At 68.2% G+C, this 24,763-nt stretch carries 20 protein-coding genes; 7 read left to right on the top strand and 13 right to left on the bottom strand.

From position 1 onward, the window contains the following. Positions 1-5: 5 nt before the first annotated feature. Positions 6-1,391 carry a glutamine synthetase family protein gene (locus ACN5W5_RS05920; RefSeq protein WP_420047635.1) on the top strand — a complete coding sequence of 462 codons (1,386 nt, stop codon included), beginning with the start codon at positions 6-8 and terminating at the stop codon, positions 1,389-1,391. An 82-nt stretch (positions 1,392-1,473) separates the two neighbouring features. Beyond that, positions 1,474-2,343 carry a protease HtpX gene (gene htpX, locus ACN5W5_RS05915; RefSeq protein ID WP_420047634.1) on the top strand — a complete coding sequence of 290 codons (870 nt, stop codon included), beginning with the start codon at positions 1,474-1,476 and terminating at the stop codon, positions 2,341-2,343. Positions 2,344-2,454: 111 nt separating this feature from the next. On the opposite strand, the gene ACN5W5_RS05910 is transcribed toward htpX, so the two are convergent. After that, the gene (locus tag ACN5W5_RS05910) at positions 2,455-3,828 is read right to left on the bottom strand and encodes a M23 family metallopeptidase (protein ID WP_420047633.1); all 1,374 of its coding nucleotides are present in this window, start codon (positions 3,826-3,828) and stop codon (positions 2,455-2,457) included. 198 nt (positions 3,829-4,026) lie between these two features. On the opposite strand from ACN5W5_RS05910, the gene tyrS reads away from it, so the two are divergent. Further along, positions 4,027-5,289, top strand: coding sequence for a tyrosine--tRNA ligase (tyrS, locus tag ACN5W5_RS05905; protein ID WP_420047632.1), 1,263 nt, complete (start codon positions 4,027-4,029; stop codon positions 5,287-5,289). A 108-nt stretch (positions 5,290-5,397) separates the two neighbouring features. On the opposite strand, the gene ACN5W5_RS05900 is transcribed toward tyrS, so the two are convergent. From ACN5W5_RS05900 to glgB, 10 genes are all read right to left on the bottom strand, one after another. Further along, the gene (locus ACN5W5_RS05900) at positions 5,398-6,078 is read right to left on the bottom strand and encodes an ankyrin repeat domain-containing protein (protein ID WP_420047631.1); all 681 of its coding nucleotides are present in this window, start codon (positions 6,076-6,078) and stop codon (positions 5,398-5,400) included. Then, positions 6,075-6,566: a GlcG/HbpS family heme-binding protein gene (locus ACN5W5_RS05895; RefSeq protein WP_420047630.1), complete on the bottom strand. Its 492-nt coding sequence runs from the start codon at positions 6,564-6,566 to the stop codon at positions 6,075-6,077. Before ACN5W5_RS05895 ends, ACN5W5_RS05900 begins: the two co-directional genes overlap by 4 nt. A gap of 105 nt (positions 6,567-6,671) precedes the next feature. Further along, the gene (locus ACN5W5_RS05890) at positions 6,672-7,301 is read right to left on the bottom strand and encodes a response regulator transcription factor (protein ID WP_420047629.1); all 630 of its coding nucleotides are present in this window, start codon (positions 7,299-7,301) and stop codon (positions 6,672-6,674) included. Beyond that, positions 7,298-8,788 (bottom strand): sensor histidine kinase, encoded by a 1,491-nt coding sequence (locus tag ACN5W5_RS05885; RefSeq protein WP_420047628.1) that lies wholly within the window; start codon positions 8,786-8,788, stop codon positions 7,298-7,300. Before ACN5W5_RS05885 ends, ACN5W5_RS05890 begins: the two co-directional genes overlap by 4 nt. Positions 8,789-8,870: 82 nt before the next feature. Beyond that, positions 8,871-11,351 carry a glycogen/starch/alpha-glucan phosphorylase gene (locus tag ACN5W5_RS05880; protein WP_420047627.1) on the bottom strand — a complete coding sequence of 827 codons (2,481 nt, stop codon included), beginning with the start codon at positions 11,349-11,351 and terminating at the stop codon, positions 8,871-8,873. 51 nt (positions 11,352-11,402) lie between these two features. Further along, the gene (glgA, locus tag ACN5W5_RS05875) at positions 11,403-12,938 is read right to left on the bottom strand and encodes a glycogen synthase GlgA (protein WP_420047626.1); all 1,536 of its coding nucleotides are present in this window, start codon (positions 12,936-12,938) and stop codon (positions 11,403-11,405) included. Next, the gene (glgC, locus tag ACN5W5_RS05870; RefSeq protein ID WP_420047625.1) at positions 12,935-14,194 is read right to left on the bottom strand and encodes a glucose-1-phosphate adenylyltransferase; all 1,260 of its coding nucleotides are present in this window, start codon (positions 14,192-14,194) and stop codon (positions 12,935-12,937) included. The genes glgA and glgC overlap by 4 nt, the downstream gene beginning before the upstream one ends. A 184-nt stretch (positions 14,195-14,378) precedes the next feature. Beyond that, entirely contained in the window at positions 14,379-15,890 is a 1,512-nt protein-coding gene (gene malQ / locus ACN5W5_RS05865) for a 4-alpha-glucanotransferase (protein WP_420047624.1), read from the bottom strand. A 20-nt stretch (positions 15,891-15,910) separates the two neighbouring features. Beyond that, positions 15,911-18,076, bottom strand: a complete 2,166-nt coding sequence (gene glgX, locus ACN5W5_RS05860) for a glycogen debranching protein GlgX (RefSeq protein ID WP_420047623.1) — start codon at positions 18,074-18,076, stop codon at positions 15,911-15,913. Then, positions 18,073-19,992: a 1,4-alpha-glucan branching protein GlgB gene (glgB, locus tag ACN5W5_RS05855; protein ID WP_420047622.1), complete on the bottom strand. Its 1,920-nt coding sequence runs from the start codon at positions 19,990-19,992 to the stop codon at positions 18,073-18,075. Before glgB ends, glgX begins: the two co-directional genes overlap by 4 nt. A gap of 120 nt (positions 19,993-20,112) precedes the next feature. Between glgB and ACN5W5_RS05850 the strand changes: the two genes are divergently transcribed. The 3 genes from ACN5W5_RS05850 to ACN5W5_RS05840 are packed head-to-tail and all read left to right on the top strand — an operon-like array spanning position 20,113 to position 22,462. After that, positions 20,113-21,039 carry a cation diffusion facilitator family transporter gene (locus ACN5W5_RS05850; RefSeq protein WP_420047621.1) on the top strand — a complete coding sequence of 309 codons (927 nt, stop codon included), beginning with the start codon at positions 20,113-20,115 and terminating at the stop codon, positions 21,037-21,039. Beyond that, positions 21,036-21,476, top strand: a complete 441-nt coding sequence (gene dtd / locus ACN5W5_RS05845) for a D-aminoacyl-tRNA deacylase (RefSeq protein ID WP_420047620.1) — start codon at positions 21,036-21,038, stop codon at positions 21,474-21,476. Before ACN5W5_RS05850 ends, dtd begins: the two co-directional genes overlap by 4 nt. 5 nt (positions 21,477-21,481) lie before the next feature. Further along, complete coding sequence (locus tag ACN5W5_RS05840; RefSeq protein ID WP_420047619.1) at positions 21,482-22,462, top strand: hypothetical protein; 981 nt, start codon at positions 21,482-21,484, stop codon at positions 22,460-22,462. Here ACN5W5_RS05840 and ybeY read toward each other — a convergent pair. Beyond that, entirely contained in the window at positions 22,450-22,908 is a 459-nt protein-coding gene (ybeY, locus tag ACN5W5_RS05835) for an rRNA maturation RNase YbeY (RefSeq protein ID WP_420047618.1), read from the bottom strand. The genes ACN5W5_RS05840 and ybeY overlap by 13 nt on opposite strands. Positions 22,909-22,915: 7 nt before the next feature. After that, a complete protein-coding gene (locus tag ACN5W5_RS05830; RefSeq protein WP_177137460.1) occupies positions 22,916-23,902 on the bottom strand; it encodes a PhoH family protein in 987 nt (328 codons plus the stop codon). 113 nt (positions 23,903-24,015) lie between these two features. Between ACN5W5_RS05830 and ruvA the strand changes: the two genes are divergently transcribed. Further along, the gene (gene ruvA / locus ACN5W5_RS05825) at positions 24,016-24,594 is read left to right on the top strand and encodes a Holliday junction branch migration protein RuvA (RefSeq protein ID WP_420047617.1); all 579 of its coding nucleotides are present in this window, start codon (positions 24,016-24,018) and stop codon (positions 24,592-24,594) included. Positions 24,595-24,763: the final 169 nt, after the last annotated feature.

Genomic DNA, 24,763 nt, shown 5'->3' with positions numbered 1-24,763 from the left:
AACCCATGACCTTGCCCGTTTCCCCTTCGTGGTCTCACCTCAAGCTGTCGCAAGACGCCGACCGCGCCCAGCTCGCCGCCCATTTCAAGGCCAGCGGCGTGCGCGACGTGGAATGCCTGTTTGCCGACGTCACCGGCTACCCGCGCGGCAAGCTCATGCCCGCCGCCAGCTTCGCCGCCGGCGGCGAGCTGCGCATCTGCCAGGCCATCCCCATGCAGTGCGTGACCGGCGAATACAGCGACGACCCGGTCTTCCCGGACAGCGACCCGGACGTGCGCCTGGTGCCCGATCTCGCCACGCTCAAGCGCTCGCCATGGGCCAGCACGCCGCGTTACCTGGCGGTGCATGATGCGCATGAAATGGACGGCAGCCTGTGTGAGTTCGCGCCGCGCTCGGTGCTGAAGACCGTGGTGGCGCGGTATGCCGCAGCGGGGCTCGCGCCGGTGATCGCGCCCGAGATCGAGTTCTACCTGACCGCGGCCATGACCGACCCGGCCCTGCCGCTGGCCTCCCCCACCGGCAAGGGCGGTCGCCCCGAGGTCGGCCAGTCGGCCTTCAGTCTGAACGCGCTCAACGAGCTGGCGCCGTTCTGGGACGCCTTCCACGTGGCCATCGATGGCCTGGGCATCCGCGCCGACACCTGGCTGCACGAAGTGGGCGAGAACCAGTACGAGATCAACCTGCTGCACGGCGACCCGGTGGCGGTGGCGGACCAGGCCTTCCTGTTCAAGACCGCGGCGCGCGAGATCGCGCTGCAGCACGGACTGAACGCCGTGTTCATGGCCATGCCCATCGCCGGTCAGTCCGGCAGCTCCATGCACCTGCACCAGAGTGTGGTGGACGCCCAGGGCCGCAATGTGTTCAGCCACGCCGACGGCTCGGCCAGCGAGACCTTCTTCCACTACCTCGGCGGTCTGCAGGCGTACACGCCGGACCTCATGCTCATCTACGCGCCCACCGTCAACAGCTACCGCCGCTACGTGGCCGGCAGCCAGGCGCCGACCAATGTGCAGTGGGGCTACGACAACCGCACGGCCGGCCTGCGCGTGCCCGTGAGTGCTCCCGTGGCACGCCGGGTGGAAAACCGCCTGGCGGGTGCCGATGCCAACCCCTACCTCGCCATGGCCGCCACGCTGGCCGCCGGGCTGGCCGGCATGGAAGGCAAGGTGCAGCCCACGGCGCCCGTGGAGGGCAATGGTCATGCCCAGGCGCGTGGTCTGCCGCGAACTTTTGACACCGCCCACGAACAAATGGCAGCCAGCGAGCACGCGCCGCGCCTGCTGGGCGAGCGCTTCGTGCGCGGTTACCTGGCGGTGAAGGCGCTGGAGCACGATCATTACCTGAACGAGATCAGCGCCTGGGAGCGGCGTTACCTGCTGCCGCAGGTTTGAGGCCAGACCCAAGCCCCGGCTTGAAAACGGTGTATGCCGCCCCCACTATGATTTGCCCGTTGTTCCATTCCCTGGAGATTGCATGAAACGCATCCTGTTGTTTGTCCTGACCAACTTCGCCGTCATGGCGGTGCTGCTGGTCACCACCCGCATCCTGGGTGTGGACCGTTTCCTCACCGCCAACGGACTGAACATGACGGCCCTGGCCGGGTTCTCGCTCGTGATCGGTTTTGGTGGCGCCATCATCTCCCTGCTGATGAGCAAGACGATGGCCAAGATGAGCACCGGCGCGCGCATCATCAACCAGCCTCAGAACGCCGACGAGGCCTGGATCGTGCAGACGGTGCAGAAGTTTGCCGAGAAGGCCGGCATCGGCATGCCCGAAGTCGCCATCTACGACGGCGCGCCCAACGCCTTTGCCACCGGCGCCTTCAAGAACTCGGCCCTGGTGGCCGTCTCCACCGGCCTGCTGCAGGGCATGACGCGGGACGAGGTCGAGGCCGTGATCGGCCACGAGGTGGCCCACGTGGCCAACGGTGACATGGTGACCATGACGCTGATCCAGGGCGTGATGAACACCTTCGTGGTGTTCCTGAGCCGTGTGATCGGCTACGCGGTGGACAGCTTCCTGCGCCGCGGCAGCGACAACAACTCCGGCCCGGGCATCGGCTACATGGTGACCACCATCGTGATGGACATCGTGCTGGGCTTCCTGGCCGCCATCATCGTGGCCTGGTTCAGCCGCCAGCGCGAGTTCCGCGCCGACGCCGGCGCCGCCAGCCTGATGGGCCGCAAGCAGCCCATGATCAACGCGCTGGCCCGCCTGGGCGGCCTGACCCCCGGCGAGTTGCCTAAAACCATGCAGGCCATGGGCATCACCGGTGGCCTGGGCAAGCTGTTCTCGACCCACCCGCCGATGGAAGAACGCATCGACGCGCTGCAGAAACTCTGATCCGTGCGCTCGGGATCCACCGATTCGATCGGTGGCGTCCCGGCCAGAAAAAAAGCCCTGCGATTTCTCGCAGGGCTTTTTTGTTTGAGGGGAAGACTGCCGGACGGTGGCTTATTCGGCGCTGGCCTGCTGGACTGTGGCCGCTGCGGCGAGGTGTTGCCGCTGCGACTGCGCCACCGCTTCAAAGCGGGCGCGGAACGTCGGGCTCACCGGAATGTTTTCGCTCTGACGGGCAATTTCCAGCGGGTCCCGGTGCACGCCCCGGTCGCGGAATTCGAAGTGCAGGTGCGGGCCGGTCGAGGCGCCGGTGGAGCCCACTGCGCCCAGGCGGTCGCCCTGCGAGACCTTCTGCCCCTTGCGGACATCGATGCGGCTCAGGTGGGCAAAGAGGGTGGTCTGGTTGTCACGGTGGGTGACCTCGATCGCATTGCCGTAGCCGCCTTTCCAGCCGGCAAACGAGACCACGCCGTCACCGATGGTGCGCACGGGCGTGCCGGTGGGGGCTGCGTAGTCCACACCCAGGTGGGCTTTCTGGCGGCCCGAGATCGGGTGGAAACGCATGCCGTAGCCGCTGCTGACGCGGGAAAACTCCAGCGGTGAACCGAGGTAGGTCTTGCGTGAACTCTGGCCATCGAAGCCGTAATAGGCCCCTTTCTGACCGGGTTCCTCGAACCAGACGGCTTCGTGTTTGCGCCCGTCGTTGATGAACTCGGCGCTGAGCACACGACCCGCGCGCAGCGTTTCGCCGTCGGCCTCCAGGCTCTCATAGACCACGCTGAAGTGATCACCCTGGCGCAGGTTGCGCCGGAAGTCGATGTCGGACGCGAAGATCTCGGCCAGTTGCACCGCCACGCCGTCGGGCAGGCCGATGGCGTCGGTGGCGGCAAACAGCGAGCTGTTGATGACGCCGCCGGCCAGGCGGACGCTGGGCGTGAGCTCGGCGGTTTCAAGTTGCACGTTGTAGCCCTGCGGGCCGCTGGTGATCACCAGGCGCTGGAACTGACGCCCGTCGTCGGGCAGCCAGCGTGCGCTCAGGCGCTGCAGTTCGTGGCGGTCGTTGGTTTCCACGCTGACCAGCTTGCCGGGGCGCCCAGCGAACAACTGGCGCGCCGTGGCGTCGTCACGCAGAAACGCCAGGGCAGCCGAGTCGGCCACACCGAGGCGCTGCAGCAGGGTCTGGGCGGTGTCATCGCGACGCACCTGATCGCTGCGGAACAGCGTGAGCGATGCGGCGGGCAAGGAAATGTCGTTGAGCAGCGGGGCACCCAGAGGGGCTGTGTCCAGCGCCTCGATCACTTGCCGCACAGGCAGTTTGGCGGCATCGGGGGCCAGTGGTGCAATGCCAAACGCCGTCACGCCGGTGCCCAGCAAAACCGCACCCACGCCGAGCATGATGCGGCGGGGATGCCGGGTCAGGCCACGGACCAGGAGACTGGAGGAAGAGCGCGCAAGCTGGGGCAGCGAGTCCGGGCTGTGTGAAATCAAGGTACGGTTCCAGCGGGTGGGCCACCGGAGTGGCACGCAATCAAAGAAGAAAAGAGGACCAGAAGCAGGACACGGACCCTCCCGCGGAGCTGCGGGCTGCGTCTCGCCGGGACGCTCGGGGGGCAGGACCACTAAAATCCACGCTCGGAAACCAAAAGTATAGCCAGTTCCAGGGCTGTTGCATCTGAAAAAACCCTTATGAATCACAGCCTTAACGAAACAAAAGGTGTTCAGAAACCCACCTCGGAGGCGGTCCAGCCGACAGACGGCGTGCGCGAGGCTCTGGCGGTGACCCTGCGGGGCATCGAAGAACTGATTCCACAGGACGACTGGGTGAAGAAACTGGCGAGATCCGAAGCCACCGGTGTGCCGTTGCGCATCAAGCTCGGCCTGGATCCGACCGCGCCCGACATCCACATCGGCCACACCGTGGTGCTCAACAAGATGCGCCAGTTGCAGGACCTGGGCCACCAGGTGATCTTCCTGATCGGCGACTTCACCAGCCTGATCGGCGACCCGTCCGGGCGCAACAACACGCGCCCACCGCTGACCCCCGAGCAGATCAAGGCCAACGCCGAGACCTACTACAAGCAGGCCAGCCTGGTGCTGGACCCGGCGAAGACCGAGATCCGCTACAACAGCGAGTGGAGTCTGCCGCTGGGTTCGATGGGCATGATCCAGCTGGCCGCCAAGTACACCGTGGCGCGCATGATGGAGCGCAACGATTTCCACGACCGCTTCAAGGCCGGCACGCCGATCAGCGTGCACGAGTTCCTGTACCCGCTGATGCAGGGTTACGACTCGGTGGCGCTGAAGAGCGATCTGGAGCTGGGCGGCACCGACCAGAAGTTCAACCTGCTGATGGGGCGCCACCTGCAGCAGGAATACGGCCAGGAGCCGCAGTGCATCCTGACCATGCCGCTGCTCGAAGGTCTGGACGGCATCGACAAGATGTCGAAGTCCAAGAACAACTACATCGGCATCACCGAAGAGCCCAACACCATGTTCGCCAAGGTGTTGAGCATTTCGGACACGCTGATGTGGCGCTGGTACACGCTGCTGTCGTTCAAGTCGATCGCGGAAATCGAGGCGCTGAAGCAGGAAGTGGCCGGCGGTCGCAACCCCAAGGACGCGAAGGTGATGCTGGCCAAGGAGATCACGGCGCGCTTCCACAGCGCAGCGGCGGCCGATATGGCGGAGCAGGACTTCATCAACCGCAGCAAGGGCGGGGTGCCGGATCAGATTCCCGAGGTGTCGTTGTCGGGTGCGCCCATGGGCATTGCGGCACTGCTGAATGCGGCGGGGCTGGTGGCGTCCAACGGTGAGGGCAACCGGTTGATCGATGGCGGCGGTGTGCGCATCGATTCGGTCGTGATCAGCGACAAGGGTCTGAAACTGGGTGCTGGTGTGTATGTGGTGCAGGTGGGCAAGCGGAAGTTTGCTCGCGTCACGCTTTCATAAGCCTGCACCTCGCGGGATCGGGGCGCCAGCGCGCTCTGTTCCGTTCGTGTCCCCCGGACCGGCTGCACCGGTCCTCCTCCCTTGAGGCAATGTTGGAGGGCGAGAGGCTTACCGAGCCCCAGCCTTTTCCAGCATCGACACCATCGCGGGATAACCGCGAGCCTTGGCCAGCGCAAGAGGCGTCTGACCGCTGCGGTCCGCCAGCTGCAGATTGGCCCCGGCATCGACCAGCGCCTTGAGCGTGGCCTGATGGCGCGGGCCACCGTCACCCAGCACGATGGACTCGATCACCGCCGTCCAGTGCAGGTTGTTCACATGGTCCAGCGGCGCGCCGGCCGCGATCAGCTGCCGCACCACCCCGTCGTGCCCGAGGTGCGCGGCCGCGATCAGGGCCGTGCCGTCGTAGCGGCTGGTCACCTGCTTCGCGCTTGCGCCCAACTGCAGCAAGACCTTCAGCGTCTCCTCGTCGTCGGCCACCGAGGCGATGGTCACGGCGTCGTAGCGGTCGTTTTCCAGCTGGTTCGGATCGGCACCGGCCTTCACCAGCGCCCGGATCGCATCGCGCTGCCGGGCGAACGTGGCCACGTGCAGCGGGGTGCGCCCGTGGCTGTCGGTGGCATTCGGTGCCGCGCCGGAAGCAAGCAGACGCTGGATCTTGGCCACGTCCCCTTTGTGCGCAGCCATGTGCAGACCCGTGTAGGCCGCTGCTTCGACCGCGCTGGGCGCGACCTGGGCCTGGACTGCCACGCCAGCCAGAGCCAGCGAAAAGGCCAGTAACAGCGTTTTCATTTCAACAGCTCGGCCACTTTGGCGATGCCCGCGTTCGCGCATTGCTCGTCCAGATGGCCGCCGGGCGCACCGCCTACGCCGACCGCACCGATGACTTCGTTGCCCACCTTCACCGGCACGCCACCGCCCAGCACCAGGAAGCCCGGGATGTCCACCAGCGTCGCGGCGCCGGGGTTCTTCTGCACGTTCTCCAGCATCGCGGCCGTGGCGTTGCGGGCCGAGGCCGAGGTGTAGGCCTTGGCCTGCGCGGCGCCCACGGTGTGCGGGCCGGCGTTGTCGGCGCGCTGCAGGGCGCGCAGGGTGCCGGCGCGGTCGACCACGGCGGCGGTCACGTTGTAGCCGCTGGCACTGCACGACGCGACGGTGGCGGCGGCGATCTGGCTGGCCAGTTCGAGCGACATGTTCTTTTCGGTGCGCACGGCCTGGGCGCTGGCGGTGCTGGCGATGAGGGGCAGGGCGATGGCAAAGGCGGAAACGACGGCTTTCATGGGGTTCTCCTTGGGGTGTTGAACGGTTCGATCAACCGTGGGAGAACTGTAGAAATTCGTCGCCGCTGCCGCCATTCGGGCCCCTACGCGTGAGGCTCCGTAAAACTACGGAGCGGCGTTGTCCGCGTCCACCAGCGCGGCGAAGCGGCGGATCAACTGCGCCAGCGATTCGGCCTGCAGCTTGGCAAACAGGTTGGCGCGGTGCGTTTCTACCGTGCGAGGCGAGAGATCGAGCGCGCGGCCGATCTCCTTGTTGGTCAGGCCCGCCACGATCAGGCCCAGCACCTCGCGTTCGCGTTCGGAGAGCTGCGCGTAACGTTCGCGCGCTTCGCGGTCGGCCTGGTGGTGCTCGCGCGAACGCACATGCTGGCGCACCGCGTTCTGCAGCGCTTCGATCAGCAACTCGTCGTTGACCGGCTTCTCCAGAAACTCGGCCGCGCCCGCCTTGAAGGCGCGGCGGCACATGTCCACCGTGCCGTGGCCGGTGAGCATGATCACCGGCTGGTCCACGCCCTGCGCGACCAGGGTGTCGAGCACCGCCAGACCACTGATGCCAGGCATGCGCACATCCAGCACGATGGCGCCGATCACCTCGCGGTCGAAGGCGCTCAGAAAAGCCTGCGGGTCGGCCCAGGGGATGACGCGCAGGCCTACGGTGCCGATCAGCAGCGCCAGGCTCTCGCGCACGGCCGCGTCGTCGTCGATCAGGTGGACCGTCGGCGAGAGGGTGTTCATGTGGGCTCCTGCAAGGGCAAGCGCAGCGTGAAGACCGCACCGCCGCCTGGCCGGTTCGCAGCGGACAGGGTGCCGCCCATGCCCTGAGCCAGCGTTTCGCACAGCGACAGACCCAGGCCCAGCCCGCCCTCGCGCGTGGAGAAGAAGGGTTCGAACAGGCGTGGCAGCAACTCGGGCGCAATGCCTGTCCCTTGGTCAGCGACCCGGAGTTCGCCCGCGTCATCCAGGCGCTGCACGGTCAGGCGTAGTGTGCGTTGTGCCGGGTCCACAGCGTCCATTGCCTGCAGCGCGTTCGTCAGCAGGTTGTGCACGATCTGGTCCACGGCCACAGGGTCGGCGTTCACGCGAACCGCATCGGGCGCATGCAACTCGGTCACCACGCCGCGGCGTCGGCATTCGGGTTCCAGCAGGTGCAGCGCGCGCCGCAGTGCATCGGCCAGATCCACCTCGTGGTCCGTGATCGTTGCATCCGGGCGTTGGGGCTGCGCCACCGCTGCGCGCAGTCGCCCCACCACATCGGCGGCGCGCCGGGCCTGCGCGGCGGCCTGCGCCATCGCGCCGCGCGCGGTGTCCAGTTCGGGTGGATCGTCGGCCAGCAGGCGCTGTGCGGCCTGCGTGTTGGCCAGCACTGCGGTGAGCGGCTGATTGAGTTCGTGCGCCATGCCGGCGGCGAGTTCGCCCAGGGTGTTGAGGCGCGCAACCTGGCCCAGGCGCAGCAACGCCTCGGCGCGGCGGCGCGCGGTGCGCAGGCCCTGCACCTGGGCCACCAGGGCGAGCACGGCGGCCACCGCGGCGGTCCAGCCCGCCATGCGGACCCAGGGCAGTTGCGACCAGCCCAGTTGCCGTTCGGCCACGACCTCGAACGGCTGGCTCGCCGCGGCCAGTGGCTTGTGGAAGCTGAAACGCCAGCCTTGTCCCGCGTCGAGCGCGGCGGTGTCCCCGGTCTGCAGGTCCACGCGCTGTTCCCCCAGCGCGAGCGAGATCCGCACCGGGCTGTTGTCGGGTTGCATGGGCCATTCGGTCCAGGGCACCATGCCACGCACCGAGAGGGTCAACGCATAGCTGGTGGGTTCGGCCGCCAATACCAGCCGGTAGCGGTCGGGGTCCCCATCGCTGGCCGCCGCGATCACGGCCCGACGGTCGCGCCGCGAGGTGGTTTCCGCAGCGGTCAGTGCGCCGTCGGGCCAGGCCTGGTCACGGTCGCGGCGCTGCACCGCGAGGATGTGTGGATAGAGTGCGGGCAGGCGCTGCTCGTTGGCTGTTGTGCCCGGCGCCGATGGACCGGGTTGCAGCAGGGCCAGGGTGTCGAGGATGGCGTCGTGCTGGACCGCCTGCTGGCTCAGCAGCCGGTGAACGATGCGGGCGTCTGTTTCGAACAGGGCACGTTGCGTGTCGATGGACTGGCGCGCGATCAGCACCGCGCCGGCCGCTGCCAACAGCGTGCCGCCCAGCCACCACCACCGCCTACCACGCCACGATTCACCCATGCGGCAGATTCTGGCACGCGCACCGCCCCCGCAGCGGCGCAGCCCCGATCCGTGCCGACCTGGGCGCGGACCGCAAGGCGATCTACTCAAACAGCGGCTTCACGTTCCAGATCTGGTCGGCGTACTCGCGGATCGTGCGGTCCGACGAGAAGGTGCCCATGCCGGCCACGTTCATGATGGCGTGGCGCGTCCACTCGGTGGGGCGGCGGTAGAGTTCGTCCACCTTGCCCTGCGCCGCCAGGTAGTCGCCGTAGTCGGCCAGCAGCAGGTAGTAGTCGGATTCAAGCAGCGTGCGCGTGATGTCGTGGAAACGGCCGGGCTCTTCCGGGCTGAAGGCGCCTTCGGCGATGCGGTCGATGGCGGTCTTCAGGTCGTAGTTGTGGTCGTAGTAGCGGCGCGGGTTGTAGCCGCTGGCGCGCAAGGCCGCCACCTGCTCGGTGCGCAGACCGAAGATGAAGATGTGATCGAGGCCGACGTTCTCGGCGATCTCGATGTTGGCGCCGTCCCAGGTGCCGATGGTGAGCGCGCCGTTGAGCGCGAACTTCATGTTGCCGGTGCCCGAGGCCTCGGTGCCGGCGGTGGAGATCTGCTCCGACAGGTCGGCCGCGGGGATGATGACCTCGGCCAGCGACACGCGGTAGTTCGGCATGAACACCACCTTGAGCTTGTCGCCGATGCGCTTGTCGTTGTTGACCGTGCGTGCCACGTCGTTGATCAGCTTGATCACCAGCTTGGCCATGTAGTAGGCCGAGGCCGCCTTGCCACCGAAGATCACGGTGCGCGGCACCCAGTTGGCGTTGGGGTGGGCGAGGATCTGCTGGTATCGCGTGACCACGTGCAGCACGTTGAGCAACTGGCGCTTGTACTCGTGCATGCGCTTGATCTGCACGTCGAACAGGCTCTCGGGACTGACGATCACGCCGGTTTCCTGCGCGATGCGTTCGGCCAGGCGCTTCTTGTTCTGCGCCTTGGCGAGGCGGAAGGCGCTCTGGAATTCGGGGTCGCTGGCGAACTCGCGCAGCTTCGCGAGCTCATCGAGGTTTCTGCGCCAGGTGCCGCCGATGCGCGCATCGATCAGGGCCGACAGCGGCCGGTTGGCCTGCGAGAGCCAGCGCCGCGGCGTGATGCCGTTGGTCTTGTTGCAGAAGCGTTCGGGCCAGATCTTGGCGAAGTCGGCGAAGATGGTCTCCACCATCAGGTTGCTGTGCAGGGCCGACACGCCGTTGACCTTGTGGCTGGCCAGCACCGAGAGCGAAGCCATGCGCACGCGGCGCTGGCCGCGTTCGTCGATCAGCGAAACGCGGCGCAGCAGCTCGTTGTCGCCAGGGAAGCGGTCGTGCACTTCGGCCAGGAAACGCGCGTTCAGGTCGTAGATGATGCGCACGTGGCGCGGCAGCAAGCGGCCCATCAGGTCCACCGGCCAGGTCTCCAGCGCCTCCTGCATCAGCGTGTGGTTGGTGTAGCTGAAGATGCGCTGGCACAGGTCCCAGGCGCTGTCCCAGTCGAGCCGGTGCTCGTCCACCAGGATGCGCATCAGCTCGGGCACGGCCAGAGCGGGGTGGGTGTCGTTCAGGTGGATCGCCACCTTGTCGGCCAGTTGGTCGAAGCTGCCATGATCCTTCAGGTAGCGGCGCACGATGTCCTGCAGCGAGGCGCTGACGAAGAAGTACTCCTGGCGCAGGCGCAGTTCCTTGCCGTGTTCGGTGCTGTCGTCGGGGTAGAGCACGCGCGAGACGTTTTCCGACTCGTTCTTGGCCTCGACGGCGCGCATGTAGTCGCCCTTGTTGAAGGCGTCGAGGTTGATGCCGCTGGTGGCGCGCGCGGTCCACAGGCGCAGGGTCGACACGCTGCTGAGCTCGTGACCGGGCACGCCGCTGTCGTAGGCGGTGGCGATCACGTCGTCGGTGTCGACCCAGCGCACGTGGTCACCTTCCTGCACCAGACGGCCGCCGAACTGGACGGGGTAGCTGAACTCGGGTCGCATGAACTCCCAGGGGTTGCCGTTGACCAGCCAGTAGTCGGGCTCTTCGACCTGGCGGCCGTCGACGATGCGCTGCGCGAACATGCCGAAGTCGTAGCGGATGCCGTAGCCCATGCCGGGCAGGCCCACGGTGGCCATGGAGTCGAGGAAACAGGCCGCGAGCCGGCCCAGGCCGCCGTTGCCCAGGCCGGCGTCGGTTTCGAGGTCGATGAGCGCATCAAAGTCGGCACCGAGCTGGGTGCAGGCTTCCTTGGCGGCGTCGTAGATGCCCACCGACAACAAGGCGTTGGTCAGCGCACGGCCGGTCAGGAACTCCAGCGAGAGGTAATACACGCGCTTGGCGTCGCTGTCCTGCGCCGTGGCCAGGGTTTCGCGCCAGCGGTCCATGGTGCGGTCGCGCACGGCGTGGAACAGGGCAAACAGCCAGTCGCGCCGGGTGGCCGAGCGCAGGTCTTTGCCGACCGCGTAGACCAGCCGGTTGGCGATCGACTTGCGCAGCGCGTCGACGGTGTTGTCCAGGTGGTCGTATTCGAACGGCGCGGTGGTGATGCCGCTGGGGGGTGTGAGCAGGGCGTTGGGCATGGCGGTGGTGTCGGCAGGTCGTGAGCGAGCGGGAGGGGCGGCGTTTCGGGTTCAAGCAGAACGCGTGCCATCGGTGGTGGGGCCCAGAGCGGTTTCGTAGACCCGCAGGTAGTCGCTGGCGGCGCGGGCCCAGTCGAAGCGCAGCGCCATGGCGTGGCGCTGCACGGCCAGCCAGTCGGCCGGGCGGCGCTGCAGGGCAAAGGCGCGCCGCAGCGCGGACGACAGATCGGTCACGGTCAGCTCGTGGAACACGAAGCCGCTGGCGCTGCCGTCGTCCAGGTTTTCGAGGCTGCAGTCGGTCACCGTGTCGGCCAGGCCGCCCACGGCGCGCACCAGCGGCAGCGTGCCGTAGCGCAGACCGTAGAGCTGGGTCAGGCCGCAGGGTTCGAAGCGCGAGGGCAGCAGGATCACGTCGGCGCCGGCGATGATGCCGTGCGCCAGCGCTTCGTCGTAGCCCACGCGCAGGGCGACCTGGCCCGGGTGGCGCGCCACGCAGTCCTGCAGTGCGGCTTCGATGGCGGCATCGCCCGCGCCCAGCACGGCGAGCTGGCCACCGCGCTGCACCAGTTCGTCGACCACGGCGGGCAACAGGTGCAGGCCCTTCTGTTCGGTGAGGCGGCTGACAACGGCGAACAGCAGGGCGTCCGGCCGTTTCTCCAGGCCGAGGCTCTTTTGCAACCGGGCCTTGGCTTTGGCTTTGCCAGCCAGGCGCGTGGCGCTGAAGCCGGGCTTGACCAGCGGGTCCGCTTCCGGGTTCCAGACCGCGTCGTCCACGCCGTTGAGGATGCCGCTCAGCACCGCCTGGCGCGCGCGCAGCACCCCGTCGAGCCCGCAACCCTGTTCGGGACCGGTGATCTCGCGGGCGTAGGTGGGGCTGACCGTTGTGATGGCGTCGCTGTACTGCAGCCCGGCCTTCATGAAGGACAGGTGGCCGTGGAATTCGAGCCCGTCGAGGTGGAACAGCGCGTCGGGCAGGCCCAGGGGGCCGCGCAGGGCAGCGTCGAACACGCCCTGGTAGGCCAGGTTGTGGATGGTGAAAACCGTGGCCGGCCGGCGCTGCCCGGAAGGGGGAAGCTGGTGCAGGTAGGCGAAGGCCAGGCCGGTGTGCCAGTCGTGGCCATGCACCACGTCGGGGCACCAGGTGGGGTCCAGACCGGTGCCGAGCAGGGCCGCGGCCCAGCCCAGCCAGGCGAACTGCTGCGCGCTGTCGGGCCAGGGCTGGCCGCTGGCGTCGAGGTAGGGGTTGCCGCCACGGTCGAACAGGCCGGGCGCGTGCAGCAGCAGCACCGGCTGGCCATTCGCGCCCATGCGCCCGGCCTGCAGCCAGGGCGCGGGGCCGGCCGCGGTGTCGGGCCGAGGACCCAGATCCCCGGGCAGGCCGGGCGCGCCGCCCGCGGGCACCAGCAGCGCCGGGCCTTCCGGCGTCACACCCGCCACGATGGACGGGAAGGCGGGCAGCAACAGGCGCACGTCGGCACCCGCGGCCGCCAGTGCCGGCGGCAGACCCGCACTCACATCGGCCAGCCCGCCGGTCTTGAGCAGCGGGTAGACCTCGGAGCAGACGTAGAGAACTTTGGGTGACTTCATGCCAGTTTTTCGAGCATGTCCCTGGTGACGAGCACCACGCCGCTGTCGGTGCGGAAGAAACGGCGCGCGTCCTCCGCGGCATCGAAGCCGATCTGCATGCTGTCGGGGATGACGCAGCCGTTGTCGATCACCACCTTGCGCAGCTGGCAGTTGCGGCCCACGTCGACTTCGGGCAGCAGCACCGCCTCCTCGACGCTGGCGTAGGAGTGCAGGCGGACCTTGGAGAACAGCACCGAGCGCCGCACGTGGGCGCCCGAGATGATGCAACCGCCCGAGACCAGCGAGTCCACCGCCATGCCGCGGCGGCCCTCGTCGTCGAAGACGAACTTGGCCGGCGCCAGCTGTTCCTGGTAGGTCCAGATCGGCCACTCGCGGTCGTACATGTCGAGCTCGGGGATCATGTTGGTGAGGTCGAGGTTGGCGGCCCAGTAGGCGTCCACCGTGCCGACGTCGCGCCAGTAGGCGGGTGCCTCGGGTGCGCTTTTCACGCAGGACATGCCGAACGGGTGCGCCACCGCCTCCCCGGCGGCCACCATGGCGGGGATCAGGTCCTTGCCGAAGTCGCGGCTGGAGCCCGCCGTCTCGGCGTCGGTCTTGAGGGCTTCGAAGAGGTGGTCCGCGTTGAACACATAGATGCCCATGCTGGCCAGGGCCACCCCGGGCTTGCCGGGCATCGACGGCGGCTGCGCCGGTTTTTCGAGGAATTCGACGATGCGGCGCTGGTCGTCGATGGCCATCACGCCAAAGGCGCTCGCTTCGGCCACCGGCACCTCGATGCAGCCCACCGTGCACTTCCGGCCCTGCGCCACGTGGTCGGCGATCAGCTCGGCGTAGTCCATCTTGTAGATGTGGTCGCCCGCGAGCACCAGGATGTATTCCGGCTTGTGGGCCCGGAGGATGTCCAGGTTCTGGTAGACCGCATCGGCCGTGCCGAGGTACCAGCTCTCGTCGCCCATGCGCTGCTGGGCCGGCAGCAGGTCGATGAATTCGTTGAACTCGTTGCGCAGGAAGCTCCAGCCGCGCTGCAGGTGGCGCAACAGGCTGTGCGACTTGTACTGCGTGAGCACGCCGATGCGCCGCACGCCGGAGTTCAGGCAGTTGGAGAGGGCGAAGTCGATGATGCGGAACTTGCCGCCGAAATAGACCGCCGGCTTGGCCCGGCGATCGGTCAGGGCATGCAGGCGCGAGCCGCGCCCGCCAGCGAGCACGAGGGCGATGGTGCGTTTGGCCAGTTGCTGGGGGTTGGGCTTTTCCATGCGTGTCTCCTGTGGTGTTGAAAGGCGGGGAAGTTCAGGTCAATACAGTGCGCCAGGCGCGTTGTGAGGGCAAGCCAGCGCCTCTCCGGCGAGCGTGTCCCACCCAAGGCACCCGAAGAACCGGCTTCGCCGGGCCAAAGGGTGCGTCCCCCTGGGGGGAAGCCGCGCAGCGGCGCAGGGGGGGTCATTCCAGCCTCCAGCGGCCGTGGGCGCGGGTCATGGCGGCCAGCCGCTCGGCGGGTTCGTGGTTCACCTGGCTCCAGTCGAAGCGCCACTCCCAGCAGCCGGTGGCGAGGCCGGGCGTGTTCATGCGGTGCCGGGTGCCCAGGCCCAGAACGTCCTGGAACGGTATCACCAGGGTGTTGGCGACCGACATGGACAAGGCGTTGATCAGGGTCCAGTTGGGCTCGGTGTCCACGCAGTGGCCCAGGTAGGCGCGGGCTGAGGTCTTTTCGCCGGCCATCGCGCTGTTCCACCAGCCCACGGTGGTTTCGTTGTCGTGCGTGCCGGTGTAGGCCACGGTGTGGCGTTCCAGGTTGTGCGGCAGGTAGGGGTTGGCCGGGCCGCTGCCAAAGGCGAACTGCAGGATGCGCATGCCCGGGAAGCCGCAGGCCTCGCGCAGCGCGGTCACTTCGGGCGTGATCAGGCCCAGATCTTCGGCAATGATGGGCAGCTGACCCAGCTCGTCCTCGATGGCCCTGAAGAACGCCAGCCCGGGGCCGGGTTGCCACTGGCCGGCCACGGCGGTGGGTTCGCTGGCCGGGATTTCCCAGTGCGCCTCGAAGCCGCGGAAGTGGTCCAGCCGCACCACGTCGACCTGCTGAAGCAGGTGGGCCAGCCGCTCTTTCCACCAGCGGTAACCGCGGTGTGCCATGGCTTCCCAGTTGTAGAGCGGGTTGCCCCAGCGCTGGCCGGTGGCGCTGAAATAGTCGGGTGGCACGCCGGCCACCACGGCGGGCTCCATCTGCTCGTCGAGCAGGAACTGGTCGGCGTGGGCCCAGACGTCGGCGCTGTGGTGCGCGACGAAGATCGGCGCGTCGCCCACCATCTGCACACCGCGTTCGCGCGCATAGCTGCGCAGGTTCTGCCACTGGACCCAGAAGCGCCACTGCACGAAGCGCCAGAAACCCAGTGCGTGCACCGACTGCTCACGCACCAGGTCCAGCGCGCTGGGCTCGCGCCGGGCCAGCGGCTCCGGCCAGAGCGACCAGGGGCCGCCATGGCGTTCGTCGAGCACCATGAAGAGGGCGTAGTCGTCGAGCCAATGGGCCTGTTCGGCGCAGAACGCGGCCAGGGCCTCGCGGCAGACATCGGTGGCGCGCTGGCTGAAGCCGTCCCAGGCCTTGCGCAGGCAGGCCATGCGGTAGGGCGCGACGCGTTCGAAATCGCAATGGTGGTGGTCAAAGCCCTTGCGCGCCATCCAGGGCAACCAGCCCAGGTGCACGAGGTCGTCCAGGTCCACCATCAGCGGACTGCCGGCGAAGGCCGAAACGCTCTGGTAGGGCGAGTTGCCCGGGCCGGCCGGCGAAAGCGGCAGGATCTGCCAGAGCGACTGACCGGCCGAGGCCAGCCAGTCGACAAAGTGGCGCGCGGCAGTGCCCAGGTCGCCCGAGCCGTGGGGGCCGGGCAGACTGGTGATGTGCAGCAGCACGCCGCAGCTGCGGCGCGCGAGGAGGTCGCTGGGGTGGTGGTTCATGGCGTGATGCGGTGGAGCTGTCATCCGCCTTGCAAACTCTGGACCAGCACGCAGACCCGGGGCTCGGCACAGTGCAGCGGGCCGCTGACGGGCTCGCCGGCGGCCCTGTTGAGGGCCACGAAGGCGCGGGCGCTGTCCAGCCGCAGCGACCAGTCGCCGGGGGGCAGGGCCATGGTGGTGCGGCCACGGCCTGCGTGCCAGAGCAGCAGCAGGCGTTCTGCGGGTGGCTGGCCGTCTTCGCCCACGGTGATCATCGCGCCGAGGGTGCAGTGCTGGCTGGTGTGCCAGGCGTCGTTGCGCATCGTTGCGCCATCGCCGTGCAGCCAGGTGATATCGGCCGGCCCACCGACTGTGAGCGGCTGACCCTTGAACCATTGCGCATGGCGCAGGCCAGGGTGCTGTCGGCGCAGCGCGGCGAGGCCCGACACGAAGTCGGTGAGCTCGCGGTCGGCCTGCGGCCAATCGAGCCAGGTGAGCGGGTTGTCCTGGCTGTAGCTGTTGTTGTTGCCCTGCTGGCTGTGGCCGAGTTCGTCGCCGGCCAGCAGCTGCGGTGTGCCCTGGGCGCAGAGGAGCGTGGCGAGCAGGGCGCGGCGCCAGAGACCGCGCCGGCGCTGCACCCGCGGGTCGTCGCTGGCGCCTTCGACGCCAGCGTTGGCGCTGAGGTTGTGGTTGTGGCCGTCGCGGTTGTCTTCCCCGTTGAGGGCATTGTGTTTGTGCGTGTAGGCGGTGAGGTCGGCCAGGGTGAAGCCGTCGTGCGCGGTGAGCAGGTTGACGCTGGCTTCGGGCCGTCGGCCCTGGTGGTTGAACGTGTCGCTGCTGGCGCAGATGCGGCTGGCGAACTCGCCCAGGGAGGCGTGGTGGCCGAGCCAGAAGGCGCGCACGCCGTCGCGGAAGCGGTCGTTCCACTCCAGCCAGCCGGGCGCAAAGCCGCCGCAGTGGTAGCCGTTGGGGCCGATGTCCCAGGGCTCGGCGATCAGGCGCACGCTGCGCAGCACCGGGTCTTGCTGCATGGCAGTGAGCAGCGGTGCGTGCGGGTGGAAGGCGTGACCGAGCGCGGCGACGCGACCGAGCGACACGGCGAGGTCGAAGCGGAACCCGTCCACACCGTAGGCCTGAACCCACCAGCGCAGGCTGTCCATGACCCACTGGGCCACGCGCGGCTCGCTCACGCTGAGGCTGTTGCCGCAGCCGCTGAAATTGTGCGGCACGCCGTGTTCGCCCATCGCATACCAGGCGTTCTGGCCGAGGCCGCGCCAGCTGAGCGTGGGGCCGTCGAGGTCGCTCTCGGCGGTGTGGTTGAACACCACGTCGAGCACGACCTCGATGCCGGCGCGGTGCAGCGCGTCCACCATCTGGCGGAACTCGGCGCGCAACGCCGTGGCCTGATCGGCGTTGGCCGGATCGTTACCGCCGGTGGCGGCCGCGTAGCCGGGTTCGGGCGCAAAGGCGTTGAGCGTGTTGTAACCCCAGTGGTTGACCAGACCGCGCGCCAGCAGGTGGCGCTCGCTGATGTGCTGGTGCACCGGCAGCAGGCAGACGGTGGTGATGCCCAGGCGCTGCAGGTGGGCGGTCACGGCCGGGTGGGCGAGTGCGGCGTAGCTGCCGCGCTGCGCTTCGGGCACCTCGGGGTGCCGCCGGGTCAGCGCCTTCACGTGGGCTTCGTAGATGAACACCCGCTCGCCGGCGATCACCGGGCGCGGCGCGATGGCGTGTCCGGCGTCGAGTTCGGCCTGGACATCCAGCACCACGCATTTCGGCATGGCCGCGGCATTGTCCTGCGGGTCGGGCTGGTGCTCAGCCCAGGGCTGGTCGGGTTTCAGCGGGTCGGCCACCGTGTGGCCGGCCTGCAGCGCCAGCCGTTCGGTACGGCCCACCAGGGCCAGGGCCCAGGGATCGAGCAGCAGCCGCGCCGGGTTGAAGCGGTGGCCGGCTTCCGGCGCCCAGGGGCCGTGCGCACGCAGGCCATACAGCTGGCCGGCGCTCAGGCCCGGCACGAAGGCCTGCCAGACGCCGTTGCCGGCATTGGCCAGCACGATGCGCTGTGTCTCCGGGCCGGTTGCGGTATCAAACAGGCACACCTCAAGGCCTTCGGCCTGCGGTGCCCAGACCGCGAAGCGCACGCCGCTGTGCCCGTTTTGCTCGTGCAGGTGCGCACCCCATGCCGGGGCGAGTTGGGTCGGGTTCATGTTCTCGTGGACTCAGGCTTCAGCCACAACACCGCCAGTGGCGGCAGCGTGAACGCCGCCGACCAGTGCTGGCCGTGCATGGGCACGTCTTCGGCCAGCACGTTGCCGTGGTTGCCCACGTTGCTGCCACCGTAGTGGGTCGAATCGGTGTTGAGCTGCTCTTGCCAGCGGCCGGCGTGGGGCAGGCCCACGCGGTAGCCGTGGCGCACCATGGGCGTGAGGTTGGCGATCACCACCACGGTGTCTTCGAGCTGCATGCCATAGCGCGCGAAGGCGAGCACCGAGTGTTCGGCATCGTCCACCACCAGCCACTGGAAGCTGTGCGGGTCGGTGTCGCGCGCGTGCAGCGCCGGTTGTGTGCGGTAAGCCTGGTTGAGGTCGCCCACCAGGCGCTGCACGCCGGCGTGGGCCGGGTCGCCCAGCAGGTGCCAGGGCAGTTCGCTGTCGTGGTCCCACTCGGTGGGCTGGGCCAGTTCGGCGCCCATGAAGAGCAGCTTCTTGCCGGGGTGCGCGTACATCCAGGCGTAGAGCGCGCGCAGGTTGGCGAGCTGCTGCCAGCGGTCGCCGGCCATCTTGCCGAGCAGCGAACCCTTGCCGTGCACCACTTCATCGTGTGAGAGTGGCAGGCAATAGTCTTCGCTCCAGGCGTACATCATCGCGAAGGTGAGCTTGTTGTGGTGCCAGCGGCGGTGCACCGGGTTCATCGAAAAATAGGCCAGGGTGTCGTGCATCCAGCCCATGTTCCATTTGTGGTCGAAGCCCAGGCCGCCTTCGGCCACGGCGCCGGTCACGCGCGGGAAGGCGGTGGATTCTTCGGCGATGGTGGTGGCCTGGGGGGCTTCGCGCTGCAGCACCTCGTGCACCTCGCGCAGGAAGGCGATGGCCTCGTAGTTCTCGCGTCCGCCGTCGCGGTTGGGCACCCACTCGCCGGCCGGGCGGCTGTAGTCGCGGTAGAGCATGGAGGCGACCGCATCCACGCGCAGGCCGTCGATGCCGTACTGCTCGACCCAGAACAGCGCGTTGCCGACCAGGAAGTTGCGCACCTCGAAGCGGCCGAAGTTGTAGATCAGCGTGTTCCAGTCGCGGTGGAAACCTTCTCGCGGGTCAGCGTGTTCGTACAGCGCCGTGCCGTCGAAGCGGGCCAGCGCGTGTTCGTCGGTGGGGAAGTGGGCGGGCACCCAGTCCAGGATGATCTTCAGGCCGGCGGCGTGTGCGGTGTCAACAAAGCGGCGGAACGCCTCGGGCGAGCCGTGGCGCGCGGTGGGCGAGTACAGGCCGGTGGGCTGGTAGCCCCAGGAGGCGTAGAACGGGTGTTCGCTGACGGGCAGCAGTTCCAGGTGGGTGAAGCCCAGGCCGGCGGCGTAGGGCACGAGGTGGGTGGCGAGGTCGTCCCAGGTCGGCAGGGTGTGCGGCCCCTCGGGGCGCTTCCACGAACCGGGGTGCACTTCGTAGATGGCCATGGGCACGGCGGGGCGGGTGTGGGTCGCGGCCGGCGCCGGTGCGGCCCGCAGCGGTTCGCACACGCGCGCGGCGTTGCCCGGGGGGAGCTCGGTTTCACGCGCGTAGGGGTCGGTCTTCATCACATGCCGGCCGTCGGCGCCCTGCACATCGAACTTGTACCAGGCGCCCACGCCGGCGCCGGGCACGAACAGCTCCCAGACGCCGCACTCGGGGCGAAACCGCATCGGCTGGGGCTGCCAGCCGTTGAAGTCACCGGTCAGGCCCACATGGCGCGCATGGGGCGCCCAGACCGCGAACGCGGCACCCGCCACGCCGTCCATCTCGGTGGTGTGGGCGCCCAGTTTCTGCCAGGGCCGCAGGTGTTTGCCCTCGGCCAGCAGCCAGGCGTCGGTCTCGCCGATCCAGAAGCTGGCGGGCGCGTCGGGAGGGGTGGGGGAGGTGGCTGGTGGGTTCATGGGGGCACGCTGTTGAGTCATTCTGGCACCGAAAGGGAACCCGCTGGTTACAGCCTGAGGCCATCGGGGCCTGCTCTTGGGCGGCTCGGAACGCCCGTGCGCCTCGGCGACAATGTCCGGATGATTCTGGACTCCCGATTTCTCACGCCCCGGCGCCTGCTCATGGCGTCCGTGGTGGTGGCGCTCATCACCATCACGCTCAAGACCCTGGCCTGGGTGGTCACCGATTCGGTGGGGCTGCTCTCGGACGCGATGGAGTCGCTGGTCAACCTGGCCAGCGCCATGTTCGGCCTCGTGATGGTGACCATCGCCGCCCGCCCGGCCGACGAAGACCACCCTTATGGTCACCACAAGGCCGAGTATTTTTCGTCCGGCTTCGAGGGCATCCTGATCATTGTGGCGGCGCTGGGCATCGTCTGGACGGCGGTGCACCGATTGCTCGACCCGCAACCCATCGAGCAGGTGGGCTGGGGTCTGGCGCTGTCGGTGGCCAGTTCGGCGCTCAACGGGCTGCTGGCCTGGGTGATGTTCCGTGCGGCGAAACAGCACCGGTCCATCGCACTGGAAGCCGATGCCAAACACCTGATCACCGACGTCTGGACCTCGGCCGGCGTGGTGGTCGGCATCGCGCTGGTGCACTTCACCGGCTGGCTCTGGCTCGATCCGGTGGTCGCCATCGGCGTGGCGCTGAACATCCTGAAGGAGGGTTTTCATCTGATGTGGCGTTCGTCGCAGGGGCTGATGGACGAAGCGGTGGAGCCCGAGGTCATGGCCACCATTCAGCAGACGCTCGATGGTTTCGCGAGCCAGCGCGACGAAGCGTCCATCATCCGTTTTGACCATGTCAGTACCCGCAAGGCCGGCCAGCGCCGCTTTGTGGACATGCACATGCACATGCCCGCGAGCTGGTCGCTGGGGCGGTCCGCGGCCGTTCGCGCCAGCGTCGAACAAGCGCTGATGAGCGCCGTGCCCGGCTTGCGCGCGTCGATCCAGTTGTTGCCCAGCGATGTGGAAGCCCACTTCGACGACCCCAAGGATTTGATTTGATCGCCCTGTTGCAACGCGTGAGCGAAGCCCGCGTGGTGATCGTGGGTGAAACGGTGGGCCAGATCGGCGCCGGACTGCTGGTGCTGGTGTGCGCCGAGCCGGACGACACCCCGGCCGTGGGTGACAAACTGCTGGCCAAGATCCTGAAGCTGCGCATTTTTTCCGACGATCAGGGCAAGATGAACCGCAGCCTGCAGGACGTGGGTGGTGGCCTGCTGATCGTGAGCCAGTTCACCCTGGCGGCCGACACCAAGAGTGGCAACCGGCCCGGTTTCTCCGCCGCCGCGCCGCCAGCCCTGGGCGAGGCGCTGTACGACCGCTTTGTCGAAGCGGCTCGGGCGCAGCACCCGGTGGTGCAGACCGGGCGGTTTGGCGCCGACATGCAGGTGCACCTGGTCAACGATGGCCCGGTGACGATTCCCTTGAACATGAACTGAATGGCATGCCCCTGATTTTTCATTCTTCCGCGAACCCCGTCGCTGCCGGCCATGTGCTGGGCGCTAGCCTGGTGGGGGAGCCCTGGAGCGGAGCAAGGCCGGACTGGCCCCTGCAGCCGCTGCGCGCGCCCCTGCTGGGCGCGGGCAGCACACCGTGGCACGAGGCCTGGCTGGTGGACAGTCCGCCCCTGGCGGGCGAGAGCGAGGGCATCCGCTGGCGGCGCCAGGGCGATCAGCTGTTTGGCGTGATCGAGATCGACGAAAGCCTCGACGTCGGCCTGCAGGCCGCCAGCGAAGCCGCGTATGCGCGCCTCTTTCGCCTGCTCGACGCGCAGGGCCTGCCGCACCTGTGGCGGCTCTGGAACTACATGGCCGACATCAACCAGGACCAACAGGGCCTGGAGCGTTACCGGCAGTTCAACCAGGGCCGCGCCCAGGCGTTCGAGGGCGCGTCGCGTTGCGTGGTGGGCCGGGTGCCGGCCGCCTGTGCCCTGGGGGTGCGCTCGGGCCCGTTGTCGGTGGCCTTTCTGGCCGGGTCCACGCCGGCCGTGCCGGTGGAGAACCCGCGCCAGGTCAGCGCCTTTCTCTATCCCGGCGAGTACGGGCCGCGCAGCCCGACTTTTTCACGCGCGGCCCTGGTCTATCCGCCGGGACAGGAACTGCTGTTCATTTCCGGCACGGCGAGCATCGTCGGGCACCAGAGCGTGCACCTGGGCGACGTGGTGGCGCAGACCCGCGAGAGCCTGGACAACATCGAGGCCGTGCTGGCCGAGGCGCGGCGCCTCAGCCCCCAGGGGGCTTTTGCGCTCGCCGACCTGAGCTACCGGGTCTACATCCGCCACGCGGCCGACCTGGGCGCGGTGAGGGCCGTGATGGCCGGGCGCGTGGCCGGTGCCGAAACCCTGTACCTGCAGGCCGACGTCTGCCGCAGCGAGTTGCTGGTGGAGATCGAGGCCCAGGGGCTGCGCGCCACTCAGGTCGCGTAAGGGTCGGGCTGCCCCAGCCCGGCCAGGATCGCCGTCTCGCGCGCTTCCATCGCTTCGGCGTCGGCCTCGCTGGTCTCGTGGTCCCAGCCCTGCGCGTGCAGGGTGCCGTGCACCAGCAGGTGGGCGTAGTGTTCGGCGAGCGGTTTCTTCAGCTCTTTCGCCTCGCGCGCCACCACCGGCGCGCAGAGCACCAGATCGGCCATCACCAGGGGGTCGGTTGCGTAGTCGAAGGTCAGCACGTTGGTGGCGTAGTCCTTGCCGCGGTAGTCGCGGTTCAGGGCCTGGCCTTCTTCGGCATCCACGATGCGCACGGTGATCTCGGCGTCGGCCTCCAGCGCGTGCCGGATGCAGCGGGCGACGGTGTGGCGCGGCAGCGCGGCGCGGTGGAGGGCGGCATCGGCCAGCGCGCCGAACTGCAGGGAAAGACTCAATGAGGGCAGGGCCATGGTGTGATCAGGTGGCTTTGCGGCGCACGCGCTTGGGCAGAGGTGGCAGCCGATCGTCGGCTTCGCTGCTGCGCGCGTCGTAGGCGTCCACGATGCGCGCGACCAGCGGGTGGCGCACCACGTCGGCGCTGCTCAGGCGCGTGATGGCAATGCCTTGCACGCGCTTGAGCACGCGTTCGGCGTCAATCAGGCCGCTGAGCTCGGTGCGCGGCAGGTCGATCTGGCTCACGTCGCCGGTGACCACGGCCTTGCTGCCGAAACCGATGCGGGTGAGGAACATCTTCATCTGCTCGACCGTGGTGTTCTGCGCCTCATCGAGGATCACGAAGGCGTGGTTGAGCGTGCGCCCGCGCATGAAGGCCAGCGGCGCGATCTCGATCTGCTGGCGTTCGAACGCCTTCTGCACCTTGTCGAAGCCCATCAGGTCGTGCAGCGCGTCGTACAGCGGGCGCAGGTACGGGTCCACCTTCTGGCCCAGATCGCCGGGCAGGAAGCCGAGCTTTTCGCCCGCTTCCACCGCCGGGCGGGTGAGCACGATGCGCTGCACCGCGCTGCGCTCCAGCGCGTCCACGGCGCAGGCCACGGCCAGGTAGGTCTTGCCGGTGCCGGCCGGGCCGATGCCGAAGGTGATGTCGTGCGTGGCCATGTTCTCCAGGTAGCGCGTCTGGGCCGGCGTGCGTCCGCGCACCTCGCCGCGCCGCGTCTGCATCGCCAGCGCACCGTCGCCCGGCTCGGCCAGCGCCGTGTCGCCGCTCAGCATCAGCTGCACGGTTTCGGCCGGGATCGGCTTCTTCGCCATCTCGTACAGCGCCTGCAGGGTCTCCAGCGCCTGGTTGGCCTTGGCCTTGGGGCCTTCGATGCGGAACTGCTCGAAGCGGTGCGCCACCTTGACCTGCAGGCCCGCCTCGATGCTGCGGATGTGGCTGTCCATGGGCCCGCAGAGGTGACCCATGCGCAGGTTGTCGGGCGGGGAGAAGGTGTGGCGGAGGATCAAACCGATAATCCAGAATAATGTGAGCCCCCTGACTTGGCTGCGCCAGGCCCCCCGAGGGGGGCGGTCGTTCTTGGGGCGGCCCGGCGAACGACCATCTGTGGAAAGAGACCCCAATGATAGGCAAATTGACCGGCACGCTGCTGGAGAAAAATCCGCCCCAGATCCTGATCGACTGCCACGGCGTCGGTTACGAGGTGGACGTGCCGATGAGCACCTTCTACAACCTGCCCGCGCTGGGTGAAAAAGTGGCGCTGCTCACGCACTTCGTGGTGCGCGAAGACGCACAACTGCTCTACGGCTTTGGCAGCGCTGCGGAGCGCGAGGCGTTCCGCCAGCTGGTCAAGATCAGCGGCATCGGCCCGCGCACGGCGCTCTCGGTGCTCTCGGGTCTCTCGGTGGCCGAACTGGCGCAGGCCGTGACTGCCCAGGAACCGGGGCGCATCGTCAAGGTGCCGGGCATCGGCAAGAAGACCGCCGAGCGCCTGCTGCTCGAACTCAAGGGCAAGCTCGGCGCCGATCTCAACCTGCCCGGCGCCGGCCTGGCGCACAGCGACGCGCAGAGCGACATCCAGCAGGCGCTGATGGCGCTGGGCTACAACGAGAAGGACGCGGCGGCCGCGCTGAAAGCCCTGCCGGCGGATGTGGGGGTGAGCGAAGGCATCAAGCTGGCGCTGAAGGCACTGGCGAAGTGAGGGACGGTTTCATACCTCCGGTGCAACAGGCGGGATAAAAAACCGCCGCGATGCCCGGTGGGCCGTCGGCGCAATTCGTTGGTTTGTTCGGCCTCGCCTTAAGGTTGTTTAAGCTTGAATCAGTAGACTGGATTCATGCCCAACTGCGCGTTCCACTGCAGACTGTCTT

The sequence above is a fragment of the Hydrogenophaga sp. ZJX-1 genome (genome assembly GCF_048590325.1).
In the GTDB taxonomy this organism is placed as follows: domain Bacteria; phylum Pseudomonadota; class Gammaproteobacteria; order Burkholderiales; family Burkholderiaceae_C; genus Hydrogenophaga.
This window is presented reverse-complemented; position numbering and strand designations above follow the sequence as displayed.

Bases quoted from the DNA above. Each gene is read 5' to 3' on its own strand.
- ACN5W5_RS05920 (WP_420047635.1), top strand. From the start codon at position 6: ATGACCTTGCCCGTTTCCCCTTCGTGGTCTCACCTCAAGCTGTCGCAA.
- htpX (WP_420047634.1), top strand. From the start codon at position 1,474: ATGAAACGCATCCTGTTGTTTGTCCTGACCAACTTCGCCGTCATGGCG.
- tyrS (WP_420047632.1), top strand. From the start codon at position 4,027: ATGAATCACAGCCTTAACGAAACAAAAGGTGTTCAGAAACCCACCTCG.
- ACN5W5_RS05900 (WP_420047631.1), bottom strand. From the start codon at position 6,078: ATGAAAACGCTGTTACTGGCCTTTTCGCTGGCTCTGGCTGGCGTGGCA.
- ACN5W5_RS05895 (WP_420047630.1), bottom strand. From the start codon at position 6,566: ATGAAAGCCGTCGTTTCCGCCTTTGCCATCGCCCTGCCCCTCATCGCC.
- ACN5W5_RS05890 (WP_420047629.1), bottom strand. From the start codon at position 7,301: ATGAACACCCTCTCGCCGACGGTCCACCTGATCGACGACGACGCGGCC.
- ACN5W5_RS05885 (WP_420047628.1), bottom strand. From the start codon at position 8,788: ATGGGTGAATCGTGGCGTGGTAGGCGGTGGTGGTGGCTGGGCGGCACG.
- ACN5W5_RS05880 (WP_420047627.1), bottom strand. From the start codon at position 11,351: ATGCCCAACGCCCTGCTCACACCCCCCAGCGGCATCACCACCGCGCCG.
- glgA (WP_420047626.1), bottom strand. From the start codon at position 12,938: ATGAAGTCACCCAAAGTTCTCTACGTCTGCTCCGAGGTCTACCCGCTG.
- glgC (WP_420047625.1), bottom strand. From the start codon at position 14,194: ATGGAAAAGCCCAACCCCCAGCAACTGGCCAAACGCACCATCGCCCTC.
- malQ (WP_420047624.1), bottom strand. From the start codon at position 15,890: ATGAACCACCACCCCAGCGACCTCCTCGCGCGCCGCAGCTGCGGCGTG.
- glgX (WP_420047623.1), bottom strand. From the start codon at position 18,076: ATGAACCCGACCCAACTCGCCCCGGCATGGGGTGCGCACCTGCACGAG.
- glgB (WP_420047622.1), bottom strand. From the start codon at position 19,992: ATGAACCCACCAGCCACCTCCCCCACCCCTCCCGACGCGCCCGCCAGC.
- ACN5W5_RS05850 (WP_420047621.1), top strand. From the start codon at position 20,113: ATGATTCTGGACTCCCGATTTCTCACGCCCCGGCGCCTGCTCATGGCG.
- ACN5W5_RS05840 (WP_420047619.1), top strand. From the start codon at position 21,482: ATGCCCCTGATTTTTCATTCTTCCGCGAACCCCGTCGCTGCCGGCCAT.
- ybeY (WP_420047618.1), bottom strand. From the start codon at position 22,908: ATGGCCCTGCCCTCATTGAGTCTTTCCCTGCAGTTCGGCGCGCTGGCC.
- ruvA (WP_420047617.1), top strand. From the start codon at position 24,016: ATGATAGGCAAATTGACCGGCACGCTGCTGGAGAAAAATCCGCCCCAG.